The following is a 15170-nucleotide window of genomic DNA, read 5'->3' on the forward strand; positions in this document are numbered from 1 at the left end:
CCCAAACCATTTCCTGAAAATTCAGTTCCCTGTTTTTTCAGGAAGAAAACTTTAAGCTAAAGGCCATCTTGCTTTTACCTCTATTCCGATATTGGAATCTTTTTCCCCTTGTAACATGCGTAAACATCCAGCATAAGCAATCATGGCGCCATTGTCAGTACAATATTCTAAAGCTGGGAAATAGATTTTCCCGCCGATGCTTTGTATCCATTCACTTAATCCCATACGCAATGCTTTATTTGCCCCTACTCCACCCGCAACCACCAATTGCTTGCATCCGGTTTCTTGCACAGCCCGCTTGCACTTAATCATCAGCGTTTCTACCACTGCCTGCTGAAATGCTTTGGCAATTTCAGCACGGGCGCGCTCATCTTTAGCGCTTTGATTCCAAGTATTTAAAGCAAAAGTTTTTAAGCCACTAAAACTAAAGTCCAAACCTGGTCTGTCCGTCATTGGGCGCGGGAAACGATAAGGAGTGGATGGACATTTATCGGCAAGCGCAGCGAGTACTGGGCCTCCGGGATAAGGTATGCCCATAAGCTTCGCTGTTTTGTCAAAAGCCTCTCCCACGGCATCATCAAGAGTATCCCCAAGAATATGATAGACCCCCAAATCCTGAACCGCTACCAATTGGCAATGACCTCCGGATACTAAAAGCGCAATAAAAGGAAATTCGAGAGATGGGGTTTCCATTTTTGCGGCTAAGAGATGCGCCTCCAAATGATGGATTCCTAAAGCAGGAATCTGCAATCCATAAGCCAAACTTTTGGCAAAACAGGCACCCACTAGTAATGCCCCAATTAAACCAGGCCCAGCAGTATAGGCGATACCGTCTAAGGATTTTTTATCAAGCCCTGTCTGTTGCAGCACTTTGTCCAGCAAAGGAATTAAATAATTAATGTGATCTCGTGACGCGAGTTCCGGGACCACCCCACCATGTACTCGGTGTGTGTCTATTTGTGAATGCAAGGCATGTGCGAGTAAACCTGCATCAGAATCATAAATCGCAACGCCAGTCTCATCACAAGAAGATTCGATCCCTAAAACTAACATGAAACTTTACCTAAGATAGTTATCAAACGTAAAATTGTATCACATGAATGTAATGAATAGCCGCTCAAGCCATTAAGGATCAAAATAAAGCCAAATAGTTGGTTAAATTTAACACATATTATGGTATAATAAAGCTATCTTTGACTTAGATGCAACGAATAAGCCCATTTAAAGTGAATATGAGCATCATTTGAAGCATTGGGATGTTTGATATGGCCTATACGAAAACCGATGAATTGTTTATTGAAGAATTTCAAAAGCAATATATTGCGCACTTAAGTAAACCTTACGATCCCCTAAATGACGAGAATGCAGCTCAACACCTGCTCATTCAAGCATCACCTGGTGATTTCGGAAAAATATCAAGAATATTCGATCAGTTAGCTGGAATCCCCAGTGTCTCAAGAGAAGAGTTCCATGCAAGAATGGCGGAAGCAGGAAGCATCGAAGTTTATATGAGGCCTATCATTGACAAAGTTGCAGAGCTTTTATTAACCCCTGATAAATCAAAACTTAAAGACGAGGTTATCCAAGCAATTGGAGTTGGGAATTATTGTCGTTTAGTACAAGGGAAAAATATTTCTGAACAGGAAGATCGGATTAAGATTGTTGCCAATATAGATCCCGATGTCAGCGAAGTAGAAACAATAAAAGCCAAAAAAAGATTCGTTCAGGCTGAAAGAAATCTTGCAGCATCTTGTCTTCAATCTATTTTGGCTTGTTATTCGGCTGCCATTTATCAAAACAATGTGCTCTCCCAGGAAAAAACAAGAGGTCAGCTTGGCGAACTGATTAAAGCGCTAAAAAATAAAATTCAAATTGTAGATGAGAGTGTCGGTAAAGGTTTTTTTCCTAATGGCTGGCAACACCCTGAATGGGTCTCTGACAAGATTACTCTTTCCGAGTTTGATGAGGAAGCAATAAAACTAATGCGCCAAGGTCAAAGTATTTTAGAAGAAGATTCGCCTGATAAAGCGGCATTATGGAAATTATTAACTCATTGCGATGCCTTATATAATCGCGGTAAAGAACTTCTCCACGAATCAAATACTGAGCTAACAAGAATAACAGATCTATTGCAAAATCTGGGATTTCGCATTGCCAAAAATGGAGGATCCATTTTCGATTTAAAAGAAGTGAAAATTCCTACCCCTCTTGAATTGAAAGAAAAAATTAATGTTTTAACAGAAATGCTTACCTTATCCGAAACTAAAATTGCAGTATTATCACCTTTAAGTCAGCCACTGGCTGCTTTAAAACAGGATCTTATCGATGTCAAATCACACTTGGATTTATTTGAGAAAGATTTTGCTCATGAAATCAACAATAATTTAGTAATACCCGGATTTGATGAAGATGTCCTTAGAAGATACAATGAATCCATTGTCAATTTTTTAAGAGCAGTGGATACGGAAGCTGTTAAAAACAATATTCAACCTTATGAGATGTTCATTCTCAAACGTATTGTCAATGTTTTGAGTGGCGGCTTTTTCTTTTCTGATGAAAGAAGACTTGAAAATCAATCCATAGGAATAAAAAATGAACTCCTTCAAATGAGAGAAACATTTTCAGACGAAGCTGCAAGTGTAGAACCCCCACTGCTATAATTTTTAATGTATCCTGTGGCCCTATAAGAATAATAAAAATTTGTGCTTAAAACTTGACGAATGCTTCAACTAGCACTAGAATTGCCCACCTATTAGATCAATTTACCAGAGGACTAGTTTAATGCCTACCGTTCGCGTCAAAGAAGGCGAAAACCCAGAATATGCACTGCGCCGTTTCAAGCGCTCTTGTGAAAAAGCCGGTATTTTAACCGAATTACGCCGTCGTGAATTTTATGAAAAGCCAACAGCTGAGCGTAAGCGTAAACAAGCCGCTGCAGTAAAACGTCATCTGAAGAAAATTTCTCGTGATATGACTGCAAAACAACAAGGCGGAAAACGCCGACGTAAATAGGATTTGTTTTTCCTGTTTTATTCAAGGCCACATATACTTCGCATAGTCCCTGATTAATAGATTATGATGTTGTATTTCGTGGCCTTTCGCTTTTCAAACGTTTCAACTTGACATGAAAAAGCGATTTGTCCAAAAGAGATGACAGAGCCATTCCTAAATAGGAGGCTCATTAAAGTTTAAGGAATAAAAAATGACTATTAAAGAACGTCTCAATAATGACATCAAAGATGCAATGCGTGCTAAAGAGAAAGAACTCTTATCCACACTCCGTTTAATTACTGCTGCTGTGAAGCAAGTTGAAGTCGATGAGCGAATTGAAGTCGATGACGAGCGTATGCTGGTCATCTTGGATAAGATGAGCAAACAACGCAAAGAATCCATCTCGCAATATGAAAAAGCGAATCGAAATGATTTAGTTGCCCAAGAACAATATGAACTGGAAGTCATTAAAAAATATCTGCCTGAACCTTTATCCGCTGCAGAAATTGAACAAATGGTGCAAGACGCCATTGCTTCAACTGGCGCTGAGAAAATGGCAGATATGGGCAAAGTCATGGCTCTTTTGAAACCCAATCTGCAAGGACGAGCAGATATGGGTCAAGTGAGTGCCATGATAAAGGCTAAGCTAAGTTAAGGATCCCCATGTCTGGCTTAATCCCGCAGCCATTCATTGATGATCTTCTCCACCGCACGGATTTGGTTGAATTAATTGACAGCTATGTTCCCTTGAAAAAAAGAGGGAACAGTCATACTGCTTGCTGTCCTTTTCATCATGAAAAATCCCCTTCCTTCAATGTTGTTGCCAAAAAACAATTTTATCACTGCTTTGGCTGTGGGGCCTCAGGCAATGCCATCAGCTTCATCATGCAATATTTGAATCAAGGATTTGTTGAGGCAGTAGACACCCTGGCCATTCGGGCAGGCCTCACTGTCCCCAGAGACAAACCCAATGAAAAAAATAATTCATCTCAGGATCTATATAAGCTCTTGTCGCAAGTCAATCTTTATTATCAGCAACAGTTAAAGCATGAAGGCCATCTAGCCATTCATTATTTGAGAAATAGAGGTTTAAGTGGCGAAATTGCCAAATTGTACCAGCTTGGTTATGCAACTGAAGGATGGCATCATCTTGAGAAAGCTTTTTCTCGGAATCAACGCGAATTGCTTGCAACCGGCATGTTGATTAAAAATGACGAAGGAAAAATCTATGATCGGTATCGAAACCGCATCATGTTTCCTATCCATGATCGTCATGGCCGTATTATAGGTTTTGGCGGACGTGTGCTGGATAATGAGCAAAAACCGAAATACCTGAATTCACCCGAAACTGTCATTTTTCAAAAAAGTAGAGAATTGTATGGGCTGCATCAAGTTTTAAGCCAGCAAAAGAACATTGATTCAATTATCATCGTGGAAGGCTATATGGATGTCATTGCCTTAGCACAACATGGTATTAGAAATGCTGTAGCCACCTTAGGGACAGCAACGAGTACCTATCACATTCAACTGCTTGCCAAACATACCAAATCACTTATTTTTTGTTTTGATGGAGATAATGCTGGCAGGCAAGCTGCATGGCGAGCGCTTGAAAGCAGTTTACCGCATCTAAATTTAGGACTTGATGCCAGTTTTATGTTTTTGCCTGATGGACATGATCCAGACAGCCTAATTCGTAAGGAAGGTAAAGACAATTTTTTAAAGCAAATCCAACAGGCAATACCGCTCCATCGATTTCTCTTTGATAGTTTAGCGAAAGATCTTAATCTGCTTCGTCCTTCAGGAAAAACTCAATTACTTAATTCGGTCAAACCTTTTTTACAAAAAATGGAAGAAGGTTCCTACAAGCAATTACTTATTGAAGATTTAGCCCGTTTAACCCACATTGAAACCCATCGCCTGAATCAATTGCTTACCGAGGAGTCTAAAGAGCCTCAACACGAACAAACCATGAATATTGCACGCACCCCCATGCGGGTTGCCGTAGCGCTCCTGTTACAACATCCAGAAATTTATATGAAAATCAAACAGCACATCAATCTTGAGCTTCTTGATCCTGCAGAACATGAGATTTTACTAAAATTGTACCAGCAATTAGCATCCAACCCCCAAGCGAATACCGCCACGTTGATTGAGGCATGGCGAGATCATTCGATGTTTGAATCCATCAATAAGCTCGCAGCGTGGGATCATTTGGTTCCAGAACAGGAATTGGTCAAAGAATTCATTGATATCATGTTTTTTTTGCAAAAACAAAACCGAGAACTATCCATTCGCCAGCTCATTAATAAGTCACGCCAACAAGGATTAGATGATTCAGAAAGAATCAAATTACAGGAGATGCTCAAAGCCCGCCATTTATAATGCCAGTTATAATCCAGGTCGTTCTGGGGCATTATTTTGTTGCTGTACAATTAATTCAGATAATTCTTTTCTGGAAATCATAATCTCGAATGTGTTTCCCTTTCTCTCTTCCCGAACGTAAATTTTATATTGATTCGCATCTTTAGTAGGAGAAATGTCTTCAATTGTACTAAACGTTCCCAACCGATCAACAGCGGGGATCCCGGTATTTCCTGGATTAAAATTAAGATATTCTACCAGGCTCTCAGCATTAAAAAGAATAGATGCCCTTTCTAATGATGATTCCTTTGGATTGTTCATACTATAGGTAAAATTCATAAGATATAGGAATTTGTCGGCAGGAATAACAAATGTTTTGGGCTTGTCATCCCTGCCCATATAATTAGACTCAGCTAATATTTTGAAAGAATAATTACCCTTTTCTCCCAGACATTGAATTTTCGTAAATGCATAGGAGGGGTCTACATTAATTCCTAAGTATTGACACACCAGCCTCTGATTTCGATTCATGAAGTTGGAAGTTTCTACAAGATATTGAGATAGTTCAGAAGCATCGGAATCCGCATGAAATTTTTCCCTCACGACAACCGGAGTTTGCGCAAGCTTTGGCGCTTTTAATTGAGTAATAAAGGATTTAAATAGGGTTTCATAGTAATAACTCGCTGCAATTTCTGGCTGTAACCCCATTTCTTTAAAAGCTTTTTTATTTTCAACAAAATTTTCCAAATCCATTTTTAATATATTCTGACATGCGACAAGACGGATTAAATTAATTTTGGTATTTGAAGAAATCATCTCTTTACCCATTAACACACTTCCACTACCTATCCCCATTAAGTCTCCATCAAGAATCAATTTACTCTCCCACCCTGCATATTTACATAATTTTTTAAGGGCAATAATCTTTTCCAGCTGCACTGAGGAATCTTTAAAAAAACCGCTGCGCGTACCAAATTGATGGGGCTTACTATGCTCTGCCTGGGCACATATTTCTTTGGCAGTCACATACAAGATACAATACGCCTGAAGCTCGGGAGGTATTTTTTCATACAAGGAACTCTTCAGTAATTGTTCCAGTGAATTGAATGCTTTTACCGGTGCCAAATCATTATCATCCAGTATTTCAGAAAGAATGTTCAGCCCTGATTCTATTTTTTCAAGATCACTTCGTGGATCATCTTTGAGAGACTTTAAAGGAACATAAGACAATCTATCGGCATCATACTGAATAGGAAACTGAAGGGGTAATGGTGTTCTTTGAATGCAGAATTGATCGATCTCACCCGTGACGTCATTTAATTTAACCGCTATATGATGTCCCTCGTGACGCAAATGGTTGATGATGTCTTGCAATCTGCCTTCACAACCTTTAAAAGTAAATTTATCAACGACTAAAATTCCGTTCGGTTTTAATTTATTATAAGCCTGTACTAGCCCATCTGCAGGGTCAACTAAATGCATGAAGGTTTTACTGGAAAAAATATAATCAAATTCAATTTGTGCAATGCCTTCAAAATTTTTATATTCGCGATCACCCAAATATTCTGCGTTTCCGGTGAGATATTGTGGATCAGGGATACTTTTATCATCGATAACCCGTTCTTCACTTGCTGAGATTCCATAGACCGTCACTTTGTGATCGTATTGGCCTTCAATGCCGGTATCATTTTTTGCTATAAAAAGTCCTGATGCCGTACCTATATCGAGAATGGTCAGATCTCGAGTATGAGCAGCAGAACCTATAAGCTTTTTGGTATTTAATACCTCCCCACCCTGAAATTCAAAACTGTAACTTTCAGAACCAGTCCAAACATATCCCCTTTTCATTAACGTAATCTTGGAATAGGCGCTGTCAATTTGCTTAATAAAATGATCGGGTTTACTTTTCATAGGAACACCTTACAGAAGAGCCCACAATAGGCAAATCGCTTCTTAACATCTTAATTATAGGCTCATATATTCAAATTGGCCTTAATTGGAACAAATTGATTTATTTGAAATGTGCTAAAATTTTTAAAAGAAGTTGTTAAGGAAAAGCGATGAAAAAACTACTGGTATGTTGCAGCCTCCCGGTTTATAATTATACGATTTTGTAATCCTAAAGAAGCAATCAATCCCGTAAGTGCTATATGCTGTAGATTCCATTGTTTTTTTTAGGATTGTATCCAATTGTCCCTAGAGAAGTGCGTATGACCATAAATGATCAAGAACAGCAAAGCTCACAGATAACCAAAGTCATTAGCCTCGGCAAGGAGCAGGGTTATTTGACTTACAGTCAAATCAATGACTTGCTGCCTAATATTGTCGACACAGAACATTTTGATGTCATTATCAGCATGCTTGAAGGCATGAACATCAAAGTGTTTGAACTGCCGCCCAGTGAGGATGAATTGGCGCTTCTGCTTAATACAGAAGAAGTACCAGACATTGAAGAAGCAGCGATGGTACTTGCTTCTGTCGACAAAGAAACAGGTCGGACAACCGATCCTGTAAGAATGTACATGCGCGAAATGGGTACCGTCGAGTTGTTGACCCGTGAAGGCGAAATTCGCATTGCCAAACGCATTGAAGAAGGCATATACCAGGTACTTAAAGCTTTGGCTCATTATCCGGAAACTGTTCAGCTTGTACTGGATGATTATGATCGTTTTAACGCGCAAGAAATCCGTCTTAACGAAATTATCAGTGGTTTTGCTGATGTTGACGAGGAGATCGCTCCTGCTGCGAGTATTGGTTCCATGCTGGATGAAGAGCAGCAAGTAGGTGAACTGCTGTTAGATGATGAAGAAGATGAAGAGGGTGAAGGCGGCGGCCTTGGGGAGGTTGATGATGGCCCCAATCCAGAACAAGCCAAAATATATTTCGATGAATTACGCGAAACCTATGAAAAAGCAATGGTTGCTTTAAAAGAGTTTGGCAGAGAAAATGCGAAAACCCTGAAAGCGTTAGAAGCCATGTCTGAGTCTTTTTTAAAACTTAAACTCACTTCCAGACAGGTTGATCGTTTAACGCGTCATTTCCGTCAGCTGCGTAATCACATTAGAGAATTTGAGCGCGGCATCATGCGTTTATGTATTGAAAAAGCGCGGATTCCCCGCAAGTTGTTTATTGATACTTTCCCAGGTCAGGAAACCGATCAGGAATGGCTTAGCACCATTGTTGCCAAACATGGGAAAAAACTTGATTTAGAGCGTATCCAGGATTATACCGAGGAAATTTTGCGCATCCAGGCACGGTTGATCGCCTTTGAAGTGGAATATGGCTTAACGATTTCGGAAATTAAAGACATTAACCGTAAAATGTCAATTGGTGAAGCTAAAGCCCGTCGTGCCAAGAAGGAAATGGTGGAGGCAAACTTACGCCTGGTTATTTCGATTGCCAAAAAATATACCAATCGAGGGTTACAATTCCTGGATTTGATTCAGGAAGGCAATATCGGTTTGATGAAAGCAGTCGATAAATTCGAATATCGTCGCGGTTATAAATTTTCTACTTATGCAACCTGGTGGATTCGCCAAGCAATTACTCGTTCTATCGCAGATCAGGCACGTACCATCCGTATTCCGGTACACATGATCGAAACAATTAACAAGCTGAATCGCATTTCCAGACAAATTCTCCAAGAGACTGGCCGAGAAGCAACACCTGAAGAATTGGCTGAAAAGATGGAATTAAGTGAAGACAAGATTCGTAAAGTCTTAAAAATTGCCAAAGAACCGATTTCTATGGAAACCCCGGTAGGTGACGATGATGATTCGCACCTGGGTGATTTTATTGAAGACAACAACATCGAATCTCCAATAGATATGGCCACCGCAGAAGGACTACGCGAAGCAACTCTGGAGATTTTGGAAACCTTAACACCCAGAGAAGCCAAAGTACTGCGCATGCGTTTTGGTATCGAAATGAATACCGACCATACACTAGAAGAAGTGGGCAAACAATTTGATGTGACACGTGAACGTATCCGCCAAATTGAAGCCAAAGCGCTACGCAAACTACGCCACCCATCTCGTTCCGAGAAACTGAGAAGCTTCCTCGAAGGTGATGAAGGTTAGTTAATCCAGCTAGAAAGAGAAAGAAAATAGGTTTATGATCCTATTTTCTTTTTTCCTATCCTCTCTTAAACAGGAAAAGAAAATCTCCAAAAAAATCACAAAAAAAACTAGAACATAAAGCAATTTAAGTTTAAAATGACACCCTCTCCGGGCCCATAGCTCAGTTGGTTAGAGCAGCGGACTCATAATCCGTTGGTCCTAGGTTCAAGTCCTAGTGGGCCCACCAACAAAATTCTTTAAATTCAATAAGTTAGAACATAACATCTCTAATTAACCCAAAATAAATGGCATAAATTTTGTGGGAATATGCCCCACAAAAATTACATCACCAATTATTTGAAGATAAATAACCTCTTGTTTTATATAACACTTAATGATTAGAAGCAGCGGACTTTAGTCCTCCAATTATTAATATACAATCCGTCAAAGGATGGGATGTCATCCTTTAGGACTTTAAGAATTTTCTTTAAATTAGAGAACTAATAAATTATAGGGAGAAAACACAACGTTTAATACGCAAAGTAAATCATAATCAATTGGATTTATTAAATAGAGGTAGCAGATAATCCTGATTACCCTTTCCATATAAAAATGATTAAACGAAGCGATAATTCTCTTTATTAAACTGCAAGAGCGATTTTTGCTTTTGGTAATGTATTGATTTAACCAAAACGACTTCTCGCTCACTTTCAATTTCACGTTGCTGTGGCTCTATATGAATCACGTGGGCGAAATGTCTACTGATTGAACCTCCACCAGCAATATATTCCAGAGATTCCAAATTAACTTCTTGATTGACTTGGCTGAGTATTAATACTCTCAAGGTATGCTGTTGAGCAATTAATTTCAATTCACGAACAAAATCATGATATGGATCTATTTCTCCATGAGATACAATGGCTTGTAAATAGTCAATAATTAATAAAGAACCAGGTTTATCTTTTTTAATTTTTTCTATTAAAGTATTTTGATCAAAACATTTTTCTTCTACTTCCATATATTGGTCTTGTTGCAAATCACACTCTAAATTTTGACATGAAATTTTATTTAAACGCTCAAAAATGAAGGATGCATTAACATGCATAGAGTAATATTTAACTGGTAATTTTATTTGTGCTGCATACAAAGCCAGATTAAGAGCAAAAGAGAGTTTTCCTGCACCCTCAGCCGCGGATAACAATAACATTTCTCCAGGAAGAAATGATTTCCAAATGGATTCAACATTATTCATGCGTACTGATTTAAAATATTTATGCAGCAAACTCCAATGAGTAAATCCGTATTCATTGGCAACAAGATCAAGCGCTTGGCTTAGTGGAATATTTTTCGTGGAAGCTATTTTTTTTGCTGATAATTTAAGAGATGTTATTGAAGGAATACTTTTAGAAAAAGACATCATTTCGATCCTCATATTAACGAAAAATAAACACTCCCTTCCTAATATTTATTTTTCTAAATATAAAAATCGAATTTCCTACTCTCTAAGAGTTTTGCACTGGAAGGGGGCTCGCTTAGGAAAAGCGTTATTGCCTAAGTTATAAAAAATAATTTTACTTGTCAAATAAAATGAAAAATTGCACTAAATGCATGGAAACAACACCAGGCAGATACACAAAGATCACTTGCTCAAATCAAATAATTCTACTATTCTAGAGTTATGGACATAAAAGAATCTCTAAAAATATTTGATACCCTTTCGCAAGAAACCCGTTTGCAAGTGTTTCGATTGCTTGTTCAGGCAGGACCTGAAGGGTTATCAGCAAGCGCAATTGGTGATGGGCTAGGTATCTTACACAATACATTGTCATTTCATTTAAGCCATTTATCAAATGCTGGAATTGTCACCTCTTGCCGTAAAGGGCGTTATGTTTTTTATTCAGCCAATTTTGAGTTAATGCGCGATTTTATCGCCTTTATGGTTCAGGATTGTTGCAGCAAACAACAAGTCAAGATTCAGCAACCTGATACAAAAAATTGTCTGGTTATTGAATTAAATAGTTGTTGTCCTTCTACAAAGGAGTAAATCATGAAACGTTTTCATATTCATATCGGTGTTAATAATCTTGCTGATAGCATCCGTTTCTATAATGCTTTGTTTGGAAGCAAGCCTGTCAAAGAGAAATCAGATTATGCCAAATGGATGCTGGACGATCCGCGCATCAATTTTGCAATCTCAACACGTGCTGGCAAGCATGGGGTAGAACACTTGGGTATTCAAGTAGATGATGCTGCTGAATTAGAAACATTAAGAAAACAATTTTCAGAAGCTAATATTTCAACTCATAGCGATGGTGAAACAACCTGCTGTTATGCTAAATCAGAAAAATCATGGGTCAATGATCCGAATGGAATCGCATGGGAGGCTTATCATACTATGGAAGATGCTCAATTTTTTTCTGGTGAAAAAACAACTGAAAGCGTTTGTTGCATGCCAGAAAAAAGCACAGCAACCTCTTGCTGTGATACAAAAACAACTGGATGTTGTGGCTGATGAATACCCAACCGATAAGATTATTATTTCTTTATACTGGTAATTCCTGTCGGTCTATTATGGCTGAAGCTATAACCAATCATTACTCCAATGGACGCTATCTGGCTTTCAGTGCAGGTAGCGCTCCGACTGGAAGTGTACATCCCAAAGCAGCAGAAACACTTACCAATCATGGTATAAACCCAAATGCGCCTCGTAGTAAATCCTGGAATGAATTTAAGTCAGAGTCTATTGATTTAGTGATTACAGTATGTGACCAAGCAGCTAGCGAAAATTGTCCCATTTTCCCTGGACAGCCCCAAAAACTCCATTGGAGTATTCCTGATCCAGCTAAAGTAAAAGGCTCAGAAATTCAAATTAATGCCGCATTTGAAGAAGCATTTAGCCAACTGAAACAACGGATAGAAAAGGAGTTGCTGTCATGAGCACATGCAGCACCAGACGTCTTTCTTTTTTAGACAGATATTTAACTTTTTGGATTTTCCTGACCATGGCCACGGGCGTTGGGATAGGTTCACTCTTTACTGGAGCACCCCAATTCATCAATTCCTTATCTATTGGTTCCACCAATATTCCCATTGCGCTCGGGCTGATTTTAATGATGTACCCTCCCTTAGATCGGGTTAAATATGAAGAATTATCGCTGGTATTTAAAGATTGGCGAATTCTATTGTTGTCTTTAATTCAAAATTGGCTTATTGGTCCATTTCTCATGTTTGGGCTTGCTGCGTTATTCTTGCATGGTTATCCCGAATACATGACGGGACTTATTCTCATTGGTCTGGCACGGTGCATTGCCATGGTGATTGTCTGGAATCAGCTTGCTGAGGGAGATAATCAGTACGTTGCAGCCCTGGTGGCCTTTAACAGCATTTTTCAACTGTTGTTTTTTAGTATCTATGCCTGGTTCTTTCTCACAGTTCTACCACCACTAGTAGGCTTGGCTGGGCAAATAGTTCACATCAATTTCATGACTATTGCAGAAAGTGTCTTTATTTATCTTGGGATTCCTTTTTTTGCTGGTTTTCTAACTCGCTTTGTATTGATAAAACAAAAAGGATTGTATTGGTATGAAACCAATTTTTTACCAAAAATCTCTCCTATAACCCTCGTCGCCCTGCTGTTTACAATTCTGGCAATGTTTTCTTTGAAAGGATCTATGGTCTTACAACTTCCATTTGATGTAATTCGCATTGCTATTCCACTGACGATTTATTTTGTAATCATGTTTTTTATCAGTTTTTTAATGGGAAAAGTTATAGGTGCGAACTACGAAAAAACAACAGCTGCTTCATTCACCGCAGCAAGCAATAATTTTGAATTGGCTATTGCTGTAGCAATTGGCACGTTCGGACTAAATTCTGCCATTGCTTTTACAACGGTCATTGGGCCATTGGTTGAAGTACCTGTTCTTATTTTACTTGTGAATGTTGCATTTTGGCTGAGAAAACGCTTGTTTTCAGAAAATTCAATTCAGCAAGAGCAATCATTCAAAGATTCTATCTCTTAGATTATATTATTTTCATGCCTTTGATCAGCAGCTTGTGATTTATTATGTTTTTCTATACAATGTACGACTATTTATTAGTCAACTAAAGATTATTTTGAGAGATATGTTCGTTACGCCGCCTTAGCCACTCCCCACCTTTTCAATCAATGGAAACATCTTTTTACTTACTAAAATACCCCTAACCAATTTAGTAAATTAATATTTTCTTACTATCACCAAAGAACAGGACAAAATTTTATATGTTATTTACTTCGACACGTCAGGACTGGCTAGGCAATGTTCGTGCAGACCTATTGGCAGGTATTGTTGTTGCTTTAGCTTTGATTCCTGAGGCAATAGCCTTTTCAATTATTGCAGGTGTAGATCCTAAAGTAGGGCTCTATGCTGCTTTTTCCATCGCTGTAGTAAGCGCATTTGTAGGAGGTCGTCCAGGAATGATTTCTGCTGCTACAGGTGCTATGGCATTGCTTATGGTTACCTTGGTCAAAGCACATGGTTTGCAGTATCTGCTGGCAGCGACACTTCTCACTGGCATTTTTCAGATAATTGCCGGTTATTTGAGACTAGGTAGTTTAATGCGTTTTGTGTCACGCTCAGTGGTCACTGGCTTTGTGAACGCCCTGGGTATACTCATTTTTTTAGCACAATTACCTGAGTTAACGAATGTCTCTTGGCATGTCTATGTTATGACAGCTGGTGGGCTAATAATTATTTATCTATTTCCTTATCTTAATAAAACAATCCCATCACCTTTAGTGTGTATTGTTATTTTAACTGTTCTCTTTATACTCTTTGAAATACCTGTTCGCACAGTGGGTGACATGGGTAAACTACCTGATACATTGCCTGTATTTTTATGGCCGCAAGTCCCATTCAATTTTGAAACATTATCCATAATCTTCCCTTACTCTTTGGCTCTTGCAGTAGTTGGACTTCTGGAATCAATGATGACGGCAACAATTATAGATGATTTAACAGATACACCCAGCAATAAAAACAGGGAGTGTAAGGGACAGGGAGTAGCCAATATTGTTACTGGATTTCTAGGTGGAATGGCTGGTTGTGCCATGATTGGACAATCCATTATTAATATCAAATCCGGTGGCCGAGGACGCTTATCCACTCTAACTGCTGGTGTTGTACTTCTACTCATGGTGGTCTTTTTAAGTGAATGGGTCTCACGCATCCCAATGGCTGCTTTAGTAGCAGTGATGATTATGGTATCAATCGGTACATTTTCCTGGGACTCTTTAAAAAATCTTAGGAAACATCCCCTCTCGTCAAATATCGTCATGGTAGCAACCGTGCTGGTAGTGGTTGCAACTCATAATCTGGCATATGGTGTCTTTATTGGTGTATTACTCGCATCGTTGTTTTTTGCCAATAAAGTGGGGCGATTTATTGTAGTTCACTCCGCTTTTGATGCTGAGAATAATTCTCGAACTTACAAAGTTCTGGGCCAAATTTTCTTTGCTTCATCAGAACAATTTATGCAATCATTTGACTTCAAAGAAGGGGTGGATAACATTATTATCGATGTAACTAACGCCCATTTTTGGGATATTACCGCTGTTTCTTCGCTTGATAAAATAGTTATTAAGTTTCGTCGAGAAGGCACAGGTGTTACGATAATTGGCATGAATGAAGCCACGGCCACACTAATTGACCGCTTTGGTGTACATGACAAACCCGAAGAACTTGAAAAATTAATGAAAGGTCACTGAGATAAGGAGTCTCT

The 15170-nt window shown here is 38.8% G+C and carries 13 protein-coding genes and 1 tRNA gene; 11 read left to right on the forward strand and 3 right to left on the reverse strand.

Annotated elements, in window-relative coordinates:
* Positions 1–51 precede the first annotated feature (51 nt).
* Complete coding sequence (gene tsaD / locus BU07_RS0100680) at positions 52–1053, reverse strand: tRNA (adenosine(37)-N6)-threonylcarbamoyltransferase complex transferase subunit TsaD (protein ID WP_031562635.1); 1002 nt, start codon at positions 1051–1053, stop codon at positions 52–54.
* A 212-nt stretch (positions 1054–1265) separates the two neighbouring features.
* On the opposite strand from tsaD, the gene BU07_RS0100685 reads away from it, so the two are divergent.
* From BU07_RS0100685 to dnaG, 4 genes are all read left to right on the forward strand, one after another.
* Positions 1266–2660: a hypothetical protein gene (locus tag BU07_RS0100685; protein WP_051635427.1), complete on the forward strand. Its 1395-nt coding sequence runs from the start codon at positions 1266–1268 to the stop codon at positions 2658–2660.
* A 121-nt stretch (positions 2661–2781) separates the two neighbouring features.
* Positions 2782–3012: a 30S ribosomal protein S21 gene (rpsU, locus tag BU07_RS0100690; protein WP_010652681.1), complete on the forward strand. Its 231-nt coding sequence runs from the start codon at positions 2782–2784 to the stop codon at positions 3010–3012.
* A 190-nt stretch (positions 3013–3202) separates the two neighbouring features.
* On the forward strand, positions 3203–3646 hold the full coding sequence (locus BU07_RS0100695) for a GatB/YqeY domain-containing protein (RefSeq protein WP_031562640.1): 444 nt from the start codon (positions 3203–3205) through the stop codon (positions 3644–3646).
* An 8-nt stretch (positions 3647–3654) separates the two neighbouring features.
* The gene (gene dnaG, locus BU07_RS0100700; protein ID WP_031562641.1) at positions 3655–5373 is read left to right on the forward strand and encodes a DNA primase; all 1719 of its coding nucleotides are present in this window, start codon (positions 3655–3657) and stop codon (positions 5371–5373) included.
* Between the two features lie 6 nt (positions 5374–5379).
* Here dnaG and BU07_RS0100705 read toward each other — a convergent pair whose 3' ends face one another.
* Positions 5380–7263: a methyltransferase domain-containing protein gene (locus BU07_RS0100705; protein WP_031562644.1), complete on the reverse strand. Its 1884-nt coding sequence runs from the start codon at positions 7261–7263 to the stop codon at positions 5380–5382.
* Between the two features lie 299 nt (positions 7264–7562).
* Between BU07_RS0100705 and rpoD the strand changes: the two genes are divergently transcribed.
* Positions 7563–9431, forward strand: a complete 1869-nt coding sequence (gene rpoD / locus BU07_RS0100710) for an RNA polymerase sigma factor RpoD (RefSeq protein WP_031562646.1) — start codon at positions 7563–7565, stop codon at positions 9429–9431.
* Between the two features lie 149 nt (positions 9432–9580).
* Positions 9581–9657: transfer RNA gene (locus tag BU07_RS0100715), tRNA-Ile, on the forward strand.
* Positions 9658–10026: 369 nt separating this feature from the next.
* Here the strand turns inward: BU07_RS0100715 and BU07_RS0100720 are convergent.
* Positions 10027–10830, reverse strand: a complete 804-nt coding sequence (locus BU07_RS0100720; RefSeq protein WP_162173971.1) for a DnaB-like helicase C-terminal domain-containing protein — start codon at positions 10828–10830, stop codon at positions 10027–10029.
* 258 nt (positions 10831–11088) lie between these two features.
* Here BU07_RS0100720 and BU07_RS0100725 point away from each other — a divergent pair, with 258 nt between their 5' ends.
* From BU07_RS0100725 to BU07_RS0100745, 5 genes are all read left to right on the forward strand, one after another.
* On the forward strand, positions 11089–11454 hold the full coding sequence (locus tag BU07_RS0100725) for an ArsR/SmtB family transcription factor (RefSeq protein WP_031562651.1): 366 nt from the start codon (positions 11089–11091) through the stop codon (positions 11452–11454).
* Positions 11455–11457: 3 nt separating this feature from the next.
* Entirely contained in the window at positions 11458–11922 is a 465-nt protein-coding gene (locus BU07_RS0100730; protein ID WP_031562653.1) for an ArsI/CadI family heavy metal resistance metalloenzyme, read from the forward strand.
* Positions 11922–12347, forward strand: a complete 426-nt coding sequence (locus BU07_RS0100735) for an arsenate reductase ArsC (protein WP_031562655.1) — start codon at positions 11922–11924, stop codon at positions 12345–12347. Before BU07_RS0100730 ends, BU07_RS0100735 begins: the two co-directional genes overlap by 1 nt.
* Positions 12344–13432 carry an ACR3 family arsenite efflux transporter gene (arsB, locus tag BU07_RS0100740; protein WP_031562657.1) on the forward strand — a complete coding sequence of 363 codons (1089 nt, stop codon included), beginning with the start codon at positions 12344–12346 and terminating at the stop codon, positions 13430–13432. The genes BU07_RS0100735 and arsB overlap by 4 nt, the downstream gene beginning before the upstream one ends.
* Before the next feature lie 239 nt (positions 13433–13671).
* Positions 13672–15156, forward strand: a complete 1485-nt coding sequence (locus BU07_RS0100745; protein ID WP_031562659.1) for a SulP family inorganic anion transporter — start codon at positions 13672–13674, stop codon at positions 15154–15156.
* Positions 15157–15170: the final 14 nt, after the last annotated feature.

The sequence above is a fragment of the Legionella wadsworthii DSM 21896 = ATCC 33877 genome, from assembly GCF_000701265.1.
In the GTDB taxonomy this organism is placed as follows: domain Bacteria; phylum Pseudomonadota; class Gammaproteobacteria; order Legionellales; family Legionellaceae; genus Legionella; species Legionella wadsworthii.